This window comes from Haloferax mediterranei ATCC 33500 (assembly GCF_000306765.2).
GTDB lineage: Archaea > Halobacteriota > Halobacteria > Halobacteriales > Haloferacaceae > Haloferax > Haloferax mediterranei.
Window position 1 is genome coordinate 2657883 of the sequence record NC_017941.2, and the last position, 18959, is coordinate 2676841.

At 61.9% G+C, this 18959-nt stretch carries 18 protein-coding genes; 10 read left to right on the forward strand and 8 right to left on the reverse strand.

Translation table 11 applies throughout. The features are described from left to right. Positions 1-11: 11 nt before the first annotated feature. On the reverse strand, positions 12-182 hold the full coding sequence (locus HFX_RS20080; RefSeq protein ID WP_169330957.1) for a hypothetical protein: 171 nt from the start codon (positions 180-182) through the stop codon (positions 12-14). A gap of 187 nt (positions 183-369) precedes the next feature. Here HFX_RS20080 and HFX_RS13455 point away from each other — a divergent pair, with 187 nt between their 5' ends. Both HFX_RS13455 and HFX_RS13460 read left to right on the forward strand, forming a co-directional pair. Next, positions 370-2064 (forward strand): aldehyde ferredoxin oxidoreductase family protein, encoded by a 1695-nt coding sequence (locus tag HFX_RS13455; protein WP_004059346.1) that lies wholly within the window; start codon positions 370-372, stop codon positions 2062-2064. A 43-nt stretch (positions 2065-2107) separates the two neighbouring features. After that, positions 2108-2302 carry a hypothetical protein gene (locus HFX_RS13460; RefSeq protein ID WP_004059345.1) on the forward strand — a complete coding sequence of 65 codons (195 nt, stop codon included), beginning with the start codon at positions 2108-2110 and terminating at the stop codon, positions 2300-2302. Between the two features lie 150 nt (positions 2303-2452). Here HFX_RS13460 and HFX_RS13465 read toward each other — a convergent pair whose 3' ends face one another. From HFX_RS13465 to nasA, 6 genes are all read right to left on the reverse strand, one after another. Continuing rightward, positions 2453-3586: a thiolase family protein gene (locus tag HFX_RS13465; RefSeq protein ID WP_004059344.1), complete on the reverse strand. Its 1134-nt coding sequence runs from the start codon at positions 3584-3586 to the stop codon at positions 2453-2455. Positions 3587-3725: 139 nt separating this feature from the next. Next, positions 3726-3869, reverse strand: coding sequence for a hypothetical protein (locus HFX_RS20085; protein ID WP_169330956.1), 144 nt, complete (start codon positions 3867-3869; stop codon positions 3726-3728). A 2-nt stretch (positions 3870-3871) separates the two neighbouring features. Further along, a complete protein-coding gene (locus tag HFX_RS13470; protein WP_004059343.1) occupies positions 3872-5632 on the reverse strand; it encodes a nitrite/sulfite reductase in 1761 nt (586 codons plus the stop codon). A 262-nt stretch (positions 5633-5894) separates the two neighbouring features. Beyond that, positions 5895-6527, reverse strand: coding sequence for a molybdenum cofactor guanylyltransferase (locus HFX_RS13475; protein WP_004059342.1), 633 nt, complete (start codon positions 6525-6527; stop codon positions 5895-5897). Positions 6528-6530: 3 nt separating this feature from the next. Beyond that, on the reverse strand, positions 6531-7829 hold the full coding sequence (locus HFX_RS13480) for an MFS transporter (protein WP_179955363.1): 1299 nt from the start codon (positions 7827-7829) through the stop codon (positions 6531-6533). Between the two features lie 14 nt (positions 7830-7843). After that, complete coding sequence (gene nasA / locus HFX_RS13485; protein WP_004059340.1) at positions 7844-9970, reverse strand: assimilatory nitrate reductase NasA; 2127 nt, start codon at positions 9968-9970, stop codon at positions 7844-7846. 326 nt (positions 9971-10296) lie between these two features. On the opposite strand from nasA, the gene HFX_RS13490 reads away from it, so the two are divergent. The 6 genes from HFX_RS13490 to HFX_RS13515 all read left to right on the forward strand — a co-directional run bounded on the left by HFX_RS13490 (position 10297) and on the right by HFX_RS13515 (position 15482). After that, positions 10297-11706, forward strand: a complete 1410-nt coding sequence (locus tag HFX_RS13490; RefSeq protein ID WP_004059339.1) for an ATP-binding protein — start codon at positions 10297-10299, stop codon at positions 11704-11706. 52 nt (positions 11707-11758) lie between these two features. Then, on the forward strand, positions 11759-12454 hold the full coding sequence (locus tag HFX_RS13495; RefSeq protein ID WP_004059338.1) for a hypothetical protein: 696 nt from the start codon (positions 11759-11761) through the stop codon (positions 12452-12454). A 51-nt stretch (positions 12455-12505) separates the two neighbouring features. Beyond that, positions 12506-13330: an MBL fold metallo-hydrolase gene (locus tag HFX_RS13500; protein ID WP_004059337.1), complete on the forward strand. Its 825-nt coding sequence runs from the start codon at positions 12506-12508 to the stop codon at positions 13328-13330. Between the two features lie 33 nt (positions 13331-13363). Next, complete coding sequence (locus HFX_RS13505) at positions 13364-13558, forward strand: hypothetical protein (protein ID WP_004059336.1); 195 nt, start codon at positions 13364-13366, stop codon at positions 13556-13558. Then, on the forward strand, positions 13555-13767 hold the full coding sequence (locus HFX_RS13510; RefSeq protein ID WP_004059335.1) for a hypothetical protein: 213 nt from the start codon (positions 13555-13557) through the stop codon (positions 13765-13767). The genes HFX_RS13505 and HFX_RS13510 overlap by 4 nt, the downstream gene beginning before the upstream one ends. A 125-nt stretch (positions 13768-13892) precedes the next feature. Beyond that, the gene (locus tag HFX_RS13515) at positions 13893-15482 is read left to right on the forward strand and encodes an ABC transporter substrate-binding protein (RefSeq protein WP_231512862.1); all 1590 of its coding nucleotides are present in this window, start codon (positions 13893-13895) and stop codon (positions 15480-15482) included. A 16-nt stretch (positions 15483-15498) separates the two neighbouring features. Here HFX_RS13515 and HFX_RS13520 read toward each other — a convergent pair whose 3' ends face one another. Beyond that, complete coding sequence (locus HFX_RS13520) at positions 15499-16482, reverse strand: DUF5787 family protein (protein ID WP_179955344.1); 984 nt, start codon at positions 16480-16482, stop codon at positions 15499-15501. A gap of 125 nt (positions 16483-16607) precedes the next feature. On the opposite strand from HFX_RS13520, the gene HFX_RS13525 reads away from it, so the two are divergent. Both HFX_RS13525 and HFX_RS13530 read left to right on the forward strand, forming a co-directional pair. Further along, positions 16608-17417, forward strand: coding sequence for a DUF6517 family protein (locus HFX_RS13525; RefSeq protein ID WP_004059332.1), 810 nt, complete (start codon positions 16608-16610; stop codon positions 17415-17417). 288 nt (positions 17418-17705) lie between these two features. Continuing rightward, on the forward strand, positions 17706-18941 hold the full coding sequence (locus HFX_RS13530) for a translation initiation factor IF-2 subunit gamma (RefSeq protein ID WP_004059331.1): 1236 nt from the start codon (positions 17706-17708) through the stop codon (positions 18939-18941). Positions 18942-18959 lie beyond the last annotated feature (18 nt).

Genomic DNA, 18959 nt, shown 5'->3' on the forward strand with positions numbered 1-18959 from the left:
GTTTTCGGACCTTAGCTCCGTGCCCACCGCAGGAAGACGGTCCAGTAGCCGACGGTGATGGCGACGAGTACGTACCAGACAGGTGCGCCGAGGTCGGGACTCGGAACAACGCCCGACGACGCGACGCCAACGGCCGCGAGCAGCGCGAAAACCCCCGTCAGTACAGTCGTCGTGAGATTCATCGTCCGCTATTCTCTGGCTGTACAGTATGAACGTGACGGAAGCAGCATATACATTCATTACGGATAACAATATTACAGAAGGTGTCAGTAAAGACCACAGTATATTTGGTTTATATAATGTGGCGTCGAATTCCATGTCCATTGTGAACATACGAATCATTATTCGGCTGGTGACCGAAACATAACTATGCGACACGCGGAGGGCCCACTGTGCTCGGTCGACCTCACGGCGTGGACAGTCGGGACGACCGACATCGACGACGTACTCGAATCGTACCTCGGGGGTCGAGGCGTCGGGACGAAACTCGTCTACGACCGCGTCCCGTTCGACGCCTCTCCACTCGGTCCGGAAAATCGGTTGGTCCTCGCCGCCGGGCCGATGCAACAGTCTCGGATGAGCTTCACCGGCCGGACCAGTCTGACCGGCGTCTCACCGCTAACCGACGGGCTTGTCTCGTCGAACGCCGGAGGTTTTCTCTCGCGGAACCTCGTCGGGACGGGCTACGGCGCAGTCGAATTCACCGGCGCGGCCGACGAACTCCTTGCGGTCCACGTCCGACCCGATGGCGTCGAGTTCGAACCCGTCCCGGACTTGGAAGGGGAAGAGGTCCCTGCCGTTACCGAGTACGCAGACACGGAGTGGGACCTCGACGCGGAACAACTCATCTGCATCGGACCGGCGGGCGAAAACGAAGTCCGCTTTGCGGCCGTGATGACGACCGAAACGCGGGCGTTCGGTCGCGGCGGTCTCGGGGCTGTGATGGGTTCGAAGAACCTCAAAGTCGTCACCTTCGAGGGCGACGACGCGCCCGACGTCGAAATCGAGTTCCCGAGCGAGGCGATGGATGTCCACCGCAAAGCCGCCACCTCGGACCACGCGATGAAGCGACAGGGAACGAACGCCGGTACCGACTACGCGAACGAAGTCGAGGCGTTGCCGACGCGGTACTTTTCAGAACGTGAGTTCGAGGGTGTCGAGGGAATCAACGGCGACGCCGTCGAATCGAAGAAGTACAAGAAAGGGACCTGCTCGCAGTGCGCCTTCGCGTGCAAACTCCCGACCAAAGACGAGGCGGCAGACATCGAAACCGAGGGGCCGGAGTTCGAGACGATGATGGCCTTCGGGTCGAACTGCGCCGTCGACGACATCGTCGAGGTGATGAAATCCAACGACCTGTGTGACCGCCTCGGCATGGATACCATCTCCTGTGGCGACACCATCGCGGCGTACCTGATGGCCGAAGACGAGTTCGGCAACGTCGACCTGATTCACGAACTCGTCGAGCAAATCGGCTACCGCGAGGGCATCGGCGACCTGCTCGCGGAAGGGACCCACCGCGCACACGAGGAACTCGGCGTCCACGATTGGACGGTCAAAGGCATGGACTTCCCGGCCCACGACGGTCGCCATCTCCACGGACAGGGTCTCTCCTTCGCCACGGCGAACCGCGGCGCGGACCACATGTACGCCTCGTTCTACGCGCTGGAGTACCCCTACGTGGAGAAGTCGAAAGCGGTCGAACCGCACGGTCTCGACGGCAAGCCCGAACTCCTCGTGAAGAAAGAAAATCACAACGCCGTCCTCGACAGCGGCGTCGTCTGTAAGTTCTCGCGGGACTTCCTCGACGAGGAGACGCTGGCCACGCTGTTGGACACGACCTACGACCGCCTTCAGGACGTCGGAAATCGCATCGTCACCCTCGAACGCCACTTCAACAACCAGCGCGGCTTCGACCGTGACGACGATAGGCTCCCGTACGACCTCCCCGGATTCGAACACGCACTGTCAGAATACTACGAGATTCGCGGGTGGAGCGACGATGGAGTGGTTCCGGAGTCGGCAGTGGGTGGGACAAGTGGGGCGGCACCGGCGGACGACTGAAGCGACGGTCCATATACAGTTGGGCTGAAATGTATGCCCAGCTATGAAACGAAACGCGAAGCTCACGTTCGTCACGAGCGCCCACCTCGTGTTGCTGTCGCTGTTTTTCAAACTGGAACCGGCCAACACCGATGCAGCGGGCTTTCTCGCCACGGCCGGGGTGGTCGTATTCCTCGCGGGACTGGCCCTCGAAACGTCGGTTATCTCGTTTAGCTCGTCGGATACTGAGTCGTCGTGAGCGGTCGCTGCGTGGCAGTTCTGGCAGTCTAAAATCAGGGTAAAGAGGCCTTACCGGCTGAACTCTATTGCCGCACCGCTGCCACCTTTTTCCGGGATTCGCTCACGCTCATCCCGCAAAAATCTGGACCAAAAACCGCTTAGAGAGGCCTTACCGGCTGAACTCTATTGCCGCACCCTGACCGAACCCGACACAGAGCGAGGCGAGACCGCGGTCCACGTCGCGCTTAATCATTTCGTGGATAAGCGTCACGGGGAGGCGCGCACCGGAGGCACCGAGCGGGTGACCGAGGGCGATTGCGCCGCCGTTGACGTTGAGTTTGTCCTCGTCGATACCGAGTTCGCGACGGGAGTATTCGCACTGGCTGGCAAACGCTTCGTTGATTTCGACGAGGTCGTAGTCCTCGATATCGCTTCCGGCGCGTTCGAGGAGACCGCGGGTGGCCGGAACCGGACCGATACCCATCACGGTCGGGTCGACACCAGCGACGTTGTTGGTGCCGACAGATGCGAGTACCTCGAGGCCGTGTTCGTCGGCGAACTCGCGACTCGTGACGAGAACGGCGGCCGCACCGTCGGTAATCTGCGAGGAGTTACCTGCGGTGACAGAGCCGTCGCCGGAGAACGCCGGCGGAAGGCCGCCGAGCGCTTCCAGCGAGGTGTCGTGGCGAATTCCCTCGTCTTCGGTGACGACGCCGTCGTCCGTCTCGATAGGGACGATTTCGTCGTCGAAGCGACCGGTTTCGGTTGCCTCGGCAGCTCGCTCGTGGCTGCGGAGCGCGAAGGCGTCCTGGTCCTCGCGGGAGACTTCGTGTTGCTCTGCGACCTTCTCGGCGGTCATCCCCATCTGGAGTTGGAAGACGTTGTACTGCTCGCTCAGTCCGGGGTGGAGGTGCTGGTAGGAGTCGCCGTCCATCGGGACGCGAGACATGCTCTCGACGCCACCGGCGATGATGCACTCGCGGTTGCCCGCGGCGATGGCGTCGGACGCCGAGATAATCGCCTGCATGGACGAGGCGCACCAGCGGTTGATGCTCGTCCCGGGCGTCCCCTCGCCGAGTTTCGAGAGAAGCGCGATGACGCGAGCGACGTTGTTGTCCTGTTCGGCTCGCTGCTGGGCGACACCCCACATCAGGTCTTCCACGTCGTCAGCCTCGACATCGTGTTCGTCGAGGATGTGGTCGATGAGCGCGACCGAGAGGTCTTCGCTTCGAACGTCTTCGAAGACGCCGCCCGCCTTCCCGAACGGCGTTCGATATGCTGCTGCGATGACTGGTTCTGGCATGACACACTATCGGGGTTCAAACACCATAAATAGTTTAGAACCCATAATACGTCGTAAAGAGTTGTTTTGGGAGCAGTACGTGAAAAGCAGAAAAAATCGAGGAAAGCGGGAAAAGCGGGTCGAACGAAGTCGGCTCCCGTTAATCGGGTTCGACAGCGTGTCCTGATTCGTCCGCAGAAGCCGAGTCCGAATCGACCGTACTCACCGGGAACAGCTCAGGTGCGACATCGGCGGAGGCGTGTTCACGGACCGTATCTCCGAGGTCGAAATAGTCATCCGACATACTCAATCACTCGTCATCGGTTGCTCCGTCTTCGGGGGTTCGTCCTCGTCGGCGAAGGGGTACCAAGACTGCTTCGCGTCGTGCATGTAGGGGGCTTCGAAGTCCGTCTCAATGGGTTCGCAGTACTCGGCGACGGCGTCGGGTCCTTCGGCTTCGACCCACTGCCGGAACGTCTGTCCGGCGGTTCGGTGGGCGGCGAACGCCTCGACTAACGATGCGATGGCCCCGGGAACCTCGTCCGCGGGAACGCGCTGGTGAATCCACTCGACGAAGGAAGGTTCGTCACCGATACCGCCGCCGACGCCGATATCCATCGCCTCGACCATCTCGCCGTCTTTCTGCGCGCGCATCCCGAACAGGCCGATATCGGCCGTGTTCGCCTGTCCACAGTCGGCGGTACAGCCCGAATAGTGAATCTTCAACTGGTGGACGTCGTCGGGAACCTCGACATTGTCTCTGAGCCAGCGAAGCATCCGGGCCGTCCGCGCCTTCGTCTCGGTGAGCGCGAGTGAACAGAACTCCGTCCCGGTACAGGCGACGGTCCCGCGCTGGAACGGGTTCGGCTCCGGCGTGTGCTTCGAGAGGAGCGGTTCGGCAAGCAAGTCGTCGAGAGCACCTGCCGGAACGTCCATCACGATTGGATTCTGTCGGCGAGTGAGTCGTATCTTGCCAGAACCGTACTTATCGGCGAGGTCGGCTAGTTCGAGCGCGTCCGCCGCAGTAAGTCGGCCGACCGCGACGCTGAGTCCGACGTAATACCGACCGTCAGATTGCTCGTGAACGCCGACGTGGTCGGACTTGCCTGCCGACTGCGGTCGACCCGCATTGTAGGTGTACTCGTCGCGGATGTCCTCTCCTGCCGACTGGAGTTCGAAGTCGAGGTACTCCGATTCGAGTCGGTCGCGTATCTTTTCCGTTCCCCAGTCGTCGACGAAGAATCGACTGCGGGCGCGGGCGCGAACGTCCCGGTTCCCGTGGTCGTGGTAGAGTTCGACGAATCCGCGAACCACCTCGTAAGCACGCTCTTCGTCGGCGACGAACACGTCGAGGCTGCGTGCAACGCGCGGTTTTCGAGAGCCGAGACCACCACCGACGCGGACGTTGAAGCCCGTGATAACCTCTCCGTCGACCTCTTTCCGGGCGGGTTCCAGTCCGATGTCGTTTATCGAGTCCTGTGCGCAACCCTCCCGACAGCCGGTGACGCTGATGTTGAACTTTCGAGGCATGTTCGACAGCGCGTCGTCCTCGCGGAGTTCCGACTGGAACCGGTCGAGAAGTGGTTTCGATTCGACCAGTTCGTGGGTGTCCTTTCCGGCGACCGGACAGCCGGTGATGTTCCGCATCGTGTCGCCACCGGCGGACCGTGAGGTCACACCGACGGATTCCAGCTGCTCCCAGATTTCGGGGATATCTTCGAGTTCGAGCCAGTGGAGCTGAATCGACTGGCGCGTCGTCAAGTCCACCCACCCGTTTCCGAACTCGGGGTTGTCGACGGGGCCGGTGGCATAGTCGCGTGCCACCTCGGCAATCGTCCGGAGTTGTCCGGGTTCGAGAACGCCGTTCGCGTTCGTCAGCCGCATCATGAAGTACGACTCCTGACCCGTCCGCTGCTGGAAGACACCCCAGAACTTGAAGCGAGTGAACCACTTGTCACGCTCGTCTTCCGGAATCGACTCGAAGCCCTCCTCGGCGAACGCCTCCAGTTCGTCGCGAACCGCGTCGCCGTAGAGGTCCGATTTCCACTGTTCCTTCTTACTCGCCATGGCCGACCACCAGTGGGCATTCGTCCACTAATCGAGCGCATCTAATTCCGAACACAGTCATGTTACGTGATAACACTGCAGACAACGATACATAATACTACTCGTTGTCAAAACACACAAATGACCTCAATTTCAGAATATTTTCCAATTTATAACCATATATTCCGAATATAAGGTTGTATTCTGACCAAGTATTGGTTCTTTTTCTTCACAATCAGAACTCAAGTTCGTGGACAATCATTACCATTCTACGAGGGAGCAATCAGCGCCGGGAGGAGAGCGCGCGCAGGTCGTCGATAGTATTCACGTTGGAGAACGCGTCTAAACCGGCGTGTGCCTGCACTTCGCGCCCGTCCAAGACGTTCACACCGAGCGTGGACATCACATCCTTGAGTCGGTCGCTTCCCGCCCGAATCGTCTCGGTACAGGCGACTTCCCCGGCGCGACAGTGAACGACCGAGGGTAGCGGGACGGGAGTCTCGGAGACAGACGGAATCACGCCAGTTCCGCCCTGAACTCGGCCGAAGAGGTGCGAGATAAAGCCGGTCGGGACGAGCGGCATGTCACACGGGAGAATGGCCGCGTACTCGGCGTTCGAAGCTCGTACTGCGGTCCTGAGGCCGAAGACGGGACCATGGTCTGGGTGAGAGTCCTCCGCGAACCGGACATCGAAGTCCGACAGTGCGGCGGCAAACGTGTCTCGTTGGTCGGCGCGGCAGTTGATGACGAGTTCGTCGACGGCGGGGTCGAGAGATGCCGCAACACGGTGAATCATCGGTCGTCCGCCGACCGGTGCAGTCGCCTTGTCGATGCCGTCGAACCTTCTTGACCGACCACCCGCGAGGATGATGCCGGCGCGGCCCGTGTCGAGGTTGCGGGAGGACTGTTCGGCCATTGTTCAGTCGTCGCTCTGACTGGACTCGAAGCGACTCCCGTCGAAGAAGCCGTCCACGTGGGCGCGACTCGCGATATGCGGACGCGAGATGAACGCGTTCAACGCGAGTATCGGAATCATGAGCGCCGCCACGATGACGTAGCCCGTGTGAATCATCCCTTCCGCGGCGGCGAACGAGTAGACGAGCGGGAATCCGATGCCGCCGAAGGTTCCGATTCCGCCCACGATACCGGCGGCAGCGCCCGACCGGTTCGGGAACATGGCAGGGACTTGCGCGAATATCGCACCCTCCGTGAACGCGCAACTCATCCCGACGAGGAAGCCAGCTGCGACGGTCAGGAGGACGTTTCCAGTCTGCCCTGCGAAGGTGAGTCCGGTCATCGAGACGACGATGAACGTCATGCAGAGGACAGTCCACTGCTCCCGGTAGCGACCCGCGAAGAACGGGAGAATGTCGCGCTGGTCGCGAACGAGGCGGTCGGAGACGTAGCCGCCGATTGGCCGAAGCAACCCGGCAGCGAGCGAGAACGTCGCCGCGAAGGTGCTGGCGATGACGAGGTTCGAACCGAATCCTTCGCGGAAGTACGTCGGAAGCCAGCCGTTCATCGAGATTTCGAGCCCGAAGCTCATCACGTAGCCGAGTGCGAGCGCGACGACGCCGTAGCGGGTCGCTGTGTGGACCCACGTCGAGAGCGTCGCCGACTCGCTGGTGGCCGCTGCACGGGCTTTCGTGGCGGCGTCCTGTCCGAAAACGACGTAGACGATGGCCATCAGGATGGCGACGACACCGGTGTAGAAGAACGCCGCGCGCCACCCGGTCGAAAACAGCGGGCCGCTCCAGTTCCCGAACGCCCGCGGGAGGATGAGCGCACCCCCCGCGGCACCGGCATTGCCGATACCCGCGTAGATGCCCTCGGCAGTCCCGAGTTCCTCCTCGGGGAACCACTGGGAGACGTGCTGGATACCGACGACGAAGGTGATACCCGCCGAGGCGACGACGACCCGTTCGACGAAGAACACCTCGTACGAGGTCGCGAACGCGCTGGCCATGCTGAATATGCCGACGTAGGCGAGGACGATACCGAACACCGTCGAAGCGCCGAAGCGGTCCGAGAGCCAGCCAGTGAGAATACGCCCCGGCGGTGCCGACCAGATGGCGGCGCTGGCGAGAATGCCGAGGTCGGTGAGCGAGAGTCCGAACTCCGCGGCGATTTGCCCCGTGAACGGGGCGAACGAGAACCAGATGAGAAACGAGAGGTTGAACGCCGCGGTGGCGAGGACGAGCGTCCGCCACCGAGTCATCTTGACGAGACCCATCAGTCGCTCACCTCCGCCGCGAGAAAGTCAGCTTTGGCGGGTGCATCGGGATGCACAAAGCGGACCGCACACTGTTTGAAGTTCGGTTCGTTCGACTGCGGGTCGACTGCGGGGCTGGTGAGTTGGTTGGTCATTGGGTGGTGAATCGAAAGCCAGACGAGTCCTGGCGGGACAGCGTCGTCGCGGTCGAGCGTCACGGAAACGGACGCGCGACGCGAGACAACGGTAGTTCGAAGCTCGCCGTCCGTGTCGGCGACTGCGTCGTGATACGTGTCGACGGTCTCGGGGTTGACGCGGGCAACCGGCTCTTCCGGCGTGTCGCTCCGTGAGCGAACGCCGGTGTTGTACCCGTCGGCCTCGCGGCCGGTCGTAAGCGTCAGCGGGTAGTCGCCGTCAACCGGCTCGGGCAGCGGTTCCCCATCGAGTGTGCTGAATCGAGCTTTCCCCGATGGCGTCGGGAACGTCCAGCGCGAAGTGCTGGGGTCGTAGTACCGGTAGCCCGCGTCACTGTTCGGTTCCGGAGCGGGCCAGCGGACGGCACGCTCGCCGTCGAGCCGGGTGTACGAGATGCCGGAACAGTCAGCGTCGGTTCCCTCCGTGAGCGCGGCGAACTCGTCGAATATCGCGCTGGGGGAGACGGGTGGCCGAGGGAGGAGACCGGGGGCAACCCGAGCGGCCACATCGGCAATAATGTCGAGGTCCTGTCGGACGCCGGGAGGCGTCTCTGTGGCCGCGCGGATGCGCGAGACCGTCCGCTCCATGTTCATCGCCGTCCCCTCGGACTCGCCCCACGTCGCGGCCGGAAGCACTACATCGGCGAGTTCAACCGTATCCGACCGGAAGGCGTCTTGCACCACGAGGAACGAGTCGCGGAGAACCTCGCGAGCAGCCGTCGCATCCGGGAACCCGGCGAGTGGGTTCGTCGCAACAGTCCAGACCACGGATGGCGACGAGTCGAGGATGCCCACCGGACCCGGTCCGCTGTCGTCGGGGAGTCGAGAGACAGGAACGTCCCACGCCTCGGCGACCGCTCGGCGGTGGTCGGGATGTTCGAACGGTCGGTGACCGGACCACGTTCCTTTCGAGGAACAGACTCGCGTCCCCATCGAGTTCGCTTGACCGGTGAGCGAGAACGGACCGGTTCCCGGACCGAGGTTACCCGACGCGAGACAAAGATTCACGAGCGCACCGGCGGTTGCGGTACCGCGGACGCTCTGATTCACACCCATCCCCCAGTAGATGAGCGTCGGCGCGTCGAGCAGTGCAGCCAGTTCCTCGACTGTGTCGAGCGAGACGCCAGCGCGGGCCGCCGCGTCCGTGACCGACGGGAGTGCAGAGACGACGTCGTCGAACCCCTCGGTGTTCGAGCGGACGAACGACTCGTCGATTTGGTCGGTATCGACGAGGTGCCGGAGGATGGCGCGGGCCAGCGCGAGGTCACCGCCGGGCGCGACAGAGACGTGGTCGTCTGCGACCGCCGCAGTCTTCGTCTCGACGGGGTCGACCACGACGAGTCGACCGTCTGTCGCCGACTGCCGTATCCAACGGAACATGACAGGATGGGCAACTGCGGGGTTCGCACCCCAGACGAGGTGTGTCTCGGCGTTCGGGATATCGTCGTACGTCGGTGGGGGCGCATCGCTCCCGAACGCCCGATAGTACGCTGTGACTGCGCTCGCCATGCAGAGTGTCGTGTTCGCGTCGTAGTTTCGGGTCCCAATGCCGGCACGAGCGAGTTTGCCGAGCGCGTACGCGGCCTCGTTCGTCTGCTGGCCGCTTCCCAGAACCGCGACCTCGTCCGGGTCGGTCGCCACCGCTGTTCGGATGGTAGCGCCGACACGGGCCATCGCGTCCGACCACGAGGTCTGTACCAGTTCGCCGTCCTCCCGGACGAGCGGCCGAGTAAGCCACTCGCCAGCAGGGTCTGCCGACTCGCGGATGCCACGACCGCACGCCAGTCCGTTGTTTACCGGATGTGAGGGGTCGCCACGAACTGTTTCGAGACCGTACGCGTTTTCGGACCCAAGGTGAACGTGACCACACCCCACAGCACAGCGCATACAGGTCGTCGGGACTTGTTTCGTCACGTGGTTCACCACCGACAAGAATCGGAGATTCCGGGGCATTTGTGCAATTTTTCCATGTATGATGAACACATCATTTCACTATCTTGGCTCATACTGGTGAAAGGAGAACATAAAATACCAATCGTTTAATAAATCAAATTATTCCGCCCAATTCCCCCATATCGTGCAATCTACAAACGTATACTAAGAATATAGTCGCGTAATCCCGGTGTTTTTAGATATTTATTTGAAAATGTTTTTCGGAATTAATTCGTCGTGCGGTCCACCGGGGCGTCCCTGTATACCCGGAGCGCGCGGTGAGAAGGTTTCTCTTGGTCACGCGCGCTCCGACGCTCTTATGCGTCTGCCCCGGCAATTTCGGGGGGATGAGTGAACGGGCGCTCGAGGTTGTCGAGTTTCTGCTGACGGCTCACCTCTACACCGACGACCGAACGCTTGACGAGAACGACCTTCCCCCGCGGTATCGGCGCGTCTTCTGGGCGGACACCGGAGACGACGAAGACGATTCGTCGGCGGGCGGCATCGAGCGACCGCTCGTGGTGACCGATTCCATCGCGCGGAAGGCGACAGGAGTCGAACACCCATGGGACGCGATTTCGGACCTCATGTTCACCCAACGTGAGGACTTCTCCGGCCGCCTCTCTCTGACGCAACCCGAGATGGCGCTGGAGTGGTTTGTCAACCGTGCCAACTACGACCGGTTGGTGACGAACCCGACTATCGCGAAGGCGGTCGAAGGACACGACGACGTGGACGTAACCCACGAAGAAGCGAGAGAGCAAACGCGACCGATTCACGCCGACCGGGTCTGGATCGACAGCCTCCTCGACGAGTACTTCGACGACGAGGACGACGCCGAGATGCTCGACCTCGTGCAGGTCCGCGCACCCGAGGAGATAGAGATGACTCTCGACGACCTCGTGCTCACGACGGACCAGGAAGGCGAAATTCACAAACTCATGAAGGCTATCGAGCACCGCGAGTACCTCGCGCAGATTGGCCTTCGCGAAATCGGGAAGATTCTCTTCGTCGGCCCGCCGGGGACGGGGAAGACGACCGTGTCGCGGGCGCTCGCCCACGAACTCGGTCTTCCCTTCGTCGAGGTGAAACTCTCGATGATTACGAGCCAGTACCTCGGTGAGACGGCCAAGAACGTCGAGAAGACCTTCGAGGTCGCAAAGCGACTCTCGCCGTGTATCCTCTTTATCGACGAGTTCGACTCGGTCGCAAAGACGCGCCGGTCGGACGAACACGCCGCGCTCAAGCGCGCCGTCAACACGCTCCTCAAGAGCATCGACGACATCTCGCTGATTCGCGACGAGGTCATCCTCATCGGGGCGACGAACCACCCCGACCAACTCGATTCGGCGGCGTGGCGGCGCTTCGACGAAATCGTCAACTTCCCCAAGCCGGACCACGGCATGCGCGCCGACATCCTGCGCGTCATCACGAACCGGATGGACATCAACGAGTTCGACCCCGAGGCCATCGCCGAAGTAACCCAAGGCCTTACCGGGTCCGACCTGCGACTCGTGCTCCGCGAGGCCGTCCTCGAAGCACTCACCGAAGAGCGAATGGAACTCAAGCAGGACGACCTGCTGGAAGCCGTCGCCGACTTCGAAGAGCGGGACAACCTGAAGAACCTCGACATGATGTCGGATTCGTCGGAACTCGTCGCCGGGTCGGGAGATGGGCACGACCACGGCCACGACGACCACGACCACGCGGACGAACACGAAGGCGAGACGCAGAAAGACGCCGGCACGGCGCAGTAACTGCGCTCTTTTCTGAGAAAGTTTTCACCAGTTGTCAGTGCACGTCGAGCCGATGCCTTCCAGCAGACGGCGGTTCGTTCAGGCGCTTGGGGCGACTGGACTGTTCTCGTTCGGCGGCTGTCTTACAGACGAACGTGGTGCAGAAAAACCAGCCACCGAGACGACGACTTCGCGGACGACGGTGAAGACGACAGCACAGCGTTCGCCCACAACCGCCGAGCCAACGAGCGAACAGACACCTGCAGTTGCTCCCACATATGAGAAGGTTCGCGGCGAAGCCGCCCCCGTCTCGGCCAGTCAGAAGTTCACCGAGAACGATGGATACGAGTACCTCGAAGAAGAGGACGAAGTTCGGTACGTCGCCGCCTACCGGTCGAGTACGGGCAACGAGACGCGCGCGCCGGTGTATGACACTATTTCGTTCGACGACTGGGCGACATCCGAGTGTGCCAGCGTAGCAAGACAAGCGGTGATGACTGCCCTCTACCAAGCACTCGGGGAATCGAACCTCGACTCAATTGTTGCCAGTGTCCGCGGGCGAAACACGGGGAGTGCTACAATCACTATTCTGCATCAGACAGTTCTCTCACGTTCGGGGAGTGTCGTGAGCCAGCCTACTATCCCATTCGACGAACTCGTCGCGACGACGCCACGAAGTGCAACTGGGACGGTGAACCTAGACGGTGCAGAGCCCGCCGAACGAACCTCCGAAGTCTGGGTCGACGACTGGGTGATACAAGAAGAGTGACTCACCGCCGTCGGCCACGTTTAAGCCGCACCATCTCCCTTCTCTGAATCGATGCGCGTGACCCTCCTCGGCACCGGCGACACGACCGGGACGCCGACCGTCGGCTGCGACTGCGACACTTGCCGCGAGGCCCACGAGCGGGGTATCGAGCGGACACGCTTTTCGGTCCACGTCGAAAACGAGCGAACCGACGAGTCGCTGCTCGTGGACTTCAGTCCCGACTTTCGCCACCAGTTTCTCACACAGGAGGTGCCGCTCCCCGACGAAGCGCTCGTGACCCACATTCACTTCGACCACTTAGACGGTCTCGGGAACGTCTACCGCCTACTCGACGACCTTGACGTCCACGCCACAGACGAAGTCGACCCGGTCACGGGCGAAAGCGTCGCCGACACGATTCGCTCGAAGTTCGACTACCTCGACCGAATCGCGGTCGAAGACCAGACGCCCTTCGAGTCGTTCCGCGCCTGCGGGTTCGACGTGACGTTTGTCCCGGTCGTCCATCCGCCGCTCGTCTGCTACGGCGTCGCCATCGAGGACCCGGAAACCGGGGCGAAGCTCTCGCTGTCGGGCGATTCGACGTACGCGATTCCGGCGGAATCCCGCGACGTACTCCGCGGCCCGGACCTCCTCCTCGCGGAGGCCATCGTCCCCGCGTCGGTCTGCGAGTATCACCCAATCGGCGGCGACGATTACGACGAAGACGGTGTTGCGCGGACGTTCGGCACGAAGCATATGACCCGCGAGGGAGCCATCGCACTCGGCGAAGACCTCGACGCCGACGTGACCCGACTCGTCCACGTCGCGCACTACTACCCGCCCGAAGAGGCCTTCGAAGACCCGCTAGCCGTCGACGGCGAAGTGTACGAATTGTAATAGTTTTTTCACGGTCGCGGGGGGAGCGTTGGTATGGTCCCTTCCCTGCGAACCTCCCGAGGAATTTCGTCTGTCGTTTCGCTCGGAATCGTGGGTACCGTCGGGTACACGCTCTTGTCCCCCCGACCGCCCACAGAGACGCAACTCGCGATTCTGTTCGTCCTCTCGGTCTGTCTCGGTGCGGCGAGTCTCTGGATGCTGTCGGAGCCACCGGAGGGTGACGCGTGAGTCTCCGAGCGATTGTGGAGGACAACGCGTTCAAGTATTTTCTCCTCGTGGGCGGTCTCGCCGCCGTGATTGACCTTCTCACGACCTACTTCGAGACGGGAGGAGTCGATTTGCTCGTATCAGCACTCCATTTCGTCGTCGTCGTTATCTTCGCAGTTCCGCTCATCGCGTACTGGAACTACATGGACAGACGCGCCGAAGCCGAGTGACCAGCGGTGCGGAAATTTGTGCTCGCGCAGTAACAGCTTCTTTGAATTTAGCGCCGTACCGGTCTGTTGGTCGCCCGCAGACAGATTAGGCAACCTTATTTGTCATAATTAAATCTCGCTTGTATATGAGAGAGAATCCGGGTCGAGCAAGTATCGCAAAAGTCGGACCCAGTCGTCGACGAGTACTACAGGGGGTAGCCGCTGGAATCGGAGGAATTGCGGGGTGTATCGGAGAATCTGACCACGGACAGCGAGACACGGGTCAGTCGGCAGACGATACGGTGACGTTCCGCGTCGGTTCGCCGTGGACGCCTGACGCGCTCGACCCGATTATTAACGGCTGGTTGTGGCGTCGAATCAGCGTCATCGAGCCGCTTCTGACGGTCGATTACGACACGTCAATTACCGCTGGTCTGGCGACGTCGTGGGAACTGGCGGACGACGGAGAAACGTGGCGGTTCGACCTCAGGGAGGGCGTAGAATTTCACGACGGAACGCCGTTAACCGCGGATGCAGTCGTCTTTTCGTTGAAGCGGGCGTTCGACTCGAACGCGCTGGCGGCGCTGCCTATCGAGTCGGTATCGGCGCTGGATGAACAGACAGTGTCTATCACCACAGACGGCCCCTTTGCCCCGCTCCCGGCGCACTTGACTCGTGGGAGAACCAGTATCATCGCGTCGAGTTCCGTCAACTCGGACGGAGACGTTACCAAGCCAGTCGGAACCGGTCCGTTCCAGTTTGCGTCTTGGGAGCCGGGGATGAGCATCACGGCGACTGCGAATGGGGACTATCACGGCCCCTCACCCAAGATAGACCGCTTGGTCTACGAAGGAGTCGCTGATTCACAGACACGCCGTCTCAAGCTCCAAAACGACGAGCTCGATATGGCACGGATTTTGCCGAATCACACGGTTGAGCAGATACAGCAGACAGAGAATCTGAAGGCGTACACCTACGAGATTCCTCGCTCGCGGTACCTGGTCTTCGATACGACCTCGGAACCGTTTGACGACCGACGTGTTCGGCAGGCGGTCATGCACGCCATCGATGGGCAAGCGCTTGTGGAATCGATTCTCGAAGGGCTCGGGTCGGCGGCGACCGGCCCGTTCCCACCCGAGATGACCTCGTGGGCGAACGACGACCTCGAACCATACGAGTACGCGCCGGAAAAAGCGGGCGAACTCCTCACGGAGGCTGGCTGGCGAATGGTGGATGGGACACGCCAACGGGACGGTGTCCCGCTCGACGTTGATATCTGGACGTACGAATCTCGGCCGCTTCTTTCCCCTCTCGCGCAGGTTCTCCAGGCGAAATTAGGCGAGGTCGGCTTCGACGTCTCCATTCTGACGATGGAGCCAGCAACGATTAGAGAGCGGGCAAATTCCGAAGCGTTCGGGATGGTGCTGTGGTCGAACTCGGTCCTGTGGTATCCCGACCCTGATCGGTTGACGGATTTCGTACACTCCAGTGAGGCGACAATGTTCAGCGGCTACGAAAACCCCGAAGTCGATGCGCTCCTCGAACAGGGGCGAAGGACGCCGAAGTACGAGGAGCGCAAGCAGATATACGACGACGTACAGGCGATACTTCAACGCGACGTGCCGATTGGGTGGCTGACGTACTACACGAACGTCGTCGGGACGCGCGCAGACGTGACAGGATATCGGCCGCATCCGACAGAGGCGTCGTATCATCTCGAAACCGTGAACAAATAAGGACACGAGAGAGCAGTCACCAAAACCGGTCCAAACCCGACTGTCGCCGAGTGATGCCGGTTGGGTCTGCAACCCAGCCGGTTCGAGCCTCGCGAAGTTCCGCGCGGTCGAGTTCCGGCGGGTCGGCCGGTTCGAATGCGGTACACTCGGTTCCGCACTCCGAACCGGGGTCGACCACGCGACCGAAGTGTTCGCAGACGGGGCGACCGTCGGCGTCGACGCCGGCGTGAGTGCACGCCGGTAAGTCGTATCCTCGCCACCCTTTGCCGTAGGCGCGCTCGGCGAGTCGGAGCCGAGCGGTTCGCTTGTCGGCGGGCGGCACGAGGGCGACATCTGTGTGAAGTGAGTGGTATTCGACTGGTTCGACACCGGTCGCATCGGCGGTGAGCGGTTCGGCGTCGCGGACGACTTCGCGCTCGCCGGTTTCGGGGTCGAATCGCCAGACACCGACTTGGTCGGGAATTCGGTTCAGGTGCGCGCCCGTGACGTAACTCTCAGTGGCGAGAACGACCTCGTCGAAAAGTGCGAGGCTCACGTCGAGTCGGAGTTGCCGGAGGAGGTCGCCCGGTTCGCCGAGGTCGGGTTTGTTCTCGATACCGACGAGGCGGGAGAACCAATCGCCGGGATAGCGAGTCGCGCGGCGGACGTACTCCCGACTACGGCGATGCTCGGACTCGAAGAACCCGACTTCGACGGCGCGGTCGGTGGCGCGACGGGCGCGGGCAGGGGGGCAATCGAAGGCGTCGCGCCAGAAGACGGCGCGTCCGACTCCGACGTCGCTCTCGATGGCTGTCGCGGGGATATCACGGTCGGTAATACGAGTTCGGTCGGTGAACGCTGGGCCCGGAACGACGGCGCAGATGTCGATAATCCGGCTCCCCGGCGAGGCGACGGCAGCGCCGAGTTGCCGGGCAGGGAGCCAGTCCGTCGTCTGTTCGAGATGCGAACACAGCGCCAGTTCGAAGGCGAACTCCGAAGGCGACGACACCGGAGCGGGCACATACGAATTCGGGAGGCGAACGGCAAAAGTCTCGCTTTCAGAAATCTCGACCGAGAGGAGGTGTGTTCTCGTATTTGATTTTCGGGGAGATAGCTATTTGGGAGAGAACGCGGCAACATCGACCGATGAAGGGGAAAGACGACGGAGCCGACAGAATCGGACGGCGAACGTACCTTGGGGTTGCGGCTAGTGCGGGACTTGCCGGCCTCGCCGGGTGTACTTCCGGAACCACCGCGAGCGCCGGGCGGGCACCTCCGAAAGTACCGAAGGCGATGCTCGAATCGGGCGGCTGGGAGCACATCGGTGGCCAGACACTCGACCCGGCCTTCGAGCAGTCGGTCGGGCCGGTGAGCGTCTCCGCCGCATTCGAGACGCTCGTGTACGAGGACACGGCACTGGCGGCCGAGATAAAAGAACAGACGCTCGGGCAGGCCGAAGGGCAGTTTTTCCTGTTTTTCGCCACGCGCGTAACGCTCGAACCGAGCCTCTCGAACATCCCCAAAGCGGCTCGCGGGACGGTCGTCGACCAGATTGAGACGCAGGCACGGACACAGTACGAAGCACAACTGAAAGACGTCGGGGTCACGAACGTCGAGCAATCGGGGACGGGGTCGATGACGGTCGACACCGGCGATTCGGCGCGCGTGACCGAGTACGCGGCCACCATCCCGTTCGAGAGCATCACCTTCCCGTTTACCGAGGAGAAAAAATTCGAAATCGAAGGGCGCGAAGTCGACGTTAGTGGGCTGCTCGCCGTCTGGGAACACGATGGGACGGTCCTCGTCGCGGGCGGGGCGTATCCGGGTGAGAACTTCGAACTCGACGTCACCAAGGAACCGACCGACGCCATTTCGGTGTCGGTCGACATCGACCTCGGACTCACGCCGGACGCCTACCGGGAAGAACTCCGAAGTATCATCAAAGCGGTCGAGTAACGCCGAACGAAGACCAATTTTGTACGCACCTGGAGATTCGTTTCGGACCGACCGCGTCTCGAAGGTCAGCCTCAGTCACGGAGCATCGAGTCGCGAGAGTCAGCCTCGGTCGCGGAGCATCGAGTCGCGAGAGTCAGCCTCGGTCGCGGGGCATCGCCGTGAGACACCGATAAACGGCACTTCGTGGTGTGTGACCGGCCGACGTAGCGGCAGCGTTGCCGCCCCGAGAACAGCACCTTTATCAGTCGTTCGGAGCCAAGTTCACGCAAGATTACTCTCAGGAGGTCAATGGTGACGAAAAACCCACAACAACCGGAGGTGAACATCGGACTCGTCGGTCACGTCGACCACGGAAAGACGACGCTCGTCCAAGCGTTGTCTGGGTCGTGGACGGACCAACACTCGGAAGAGATGAAGCGCGGTATCTCCATCCGACTCGGATACGCCGACGCGACGTTCCGTCAGATTCCCGGCGCCGATGCGCCGGAGTGCTACACAGTCGAAGAAGAGACCGAAGACGGTGACGAGACGGACGTTCTTCGTACCGTTTCGTTCGTCGACGCGCCCGGTCACGAGACGCTCATGGCGACGATGCTCTCTGGTGCCGCCATCATGGACGGTGCCATCCTGCTCGTGAGCGCGACCGAGGACGTGCCGCAGGCCCAGACGGCCGAGCACCTGATGGCGCTCGATATCATCGGTATCGAGAACATCGTCATCGCGCAGAACAAAGTCGACCTCGTCGACCGCGAGCGTGCCCTCGACAACTACGAACAAATCAAGGAGTTCGTAGAGGGGACGGTGGCCGAAGACGCCCCAATCGTGCCCATCAGCGCACAGCAAGAGGTCAACCTCGATCTGCTCATCGAGACTATCGAAGCGGAGATTCCGACGCCCGAACGCGACGAGACTGAAGACAGTCAAATGTACGTCGCGCGCAGTTTCGACATCAACCGTCCGGGGACGACCTGGGACGGTCTCATGGGCGGCGTTGTCGGCGGCAGCGTCGTCGCCGGAAAGCTCGAAGAAGGCGACGAACTCGAACTTCGCCCCGGCCGCGAAGTCGAAGAGGAAGGCCAGACCGAATGGCGCTCCATCACGACCGAGATTCGCTCGCTTCAGGCGGGCGGCAACATGGTCGACGAAGTCCGCCCCGGCGGGCTCTGCGGTGTCGGGACCGGTCTCGACCCGAGCTTCACGAAAGGCGACGCCCTCGCAGGGCAGGTCGCCGGCGAACCCGGCACGCTCCCGCCGACGCGCGAACGGTTCACGATGGACGTGGAACTGCTCGAACGCGTCGTCGGTGGCAACGGAGACGAGGGTATCGAGGAGATATCCACCGGCGAACCGCTGATGCTCACCGTCGGCACCGCGACCACCGTTGGCGCGGTGACGAGTGCGCGCAGCGGTGAAGCCGAAGTTTCGCTCAAGCGACCCGTCTGCGCCGAGGAAGGTGCGAAGATTGCCATCAACCGCCGCGTGGGCGCTCGATGGCGTCTCATCGGTATCGGGACGCTCAAGTGACGTGACCGCCACCGTAGT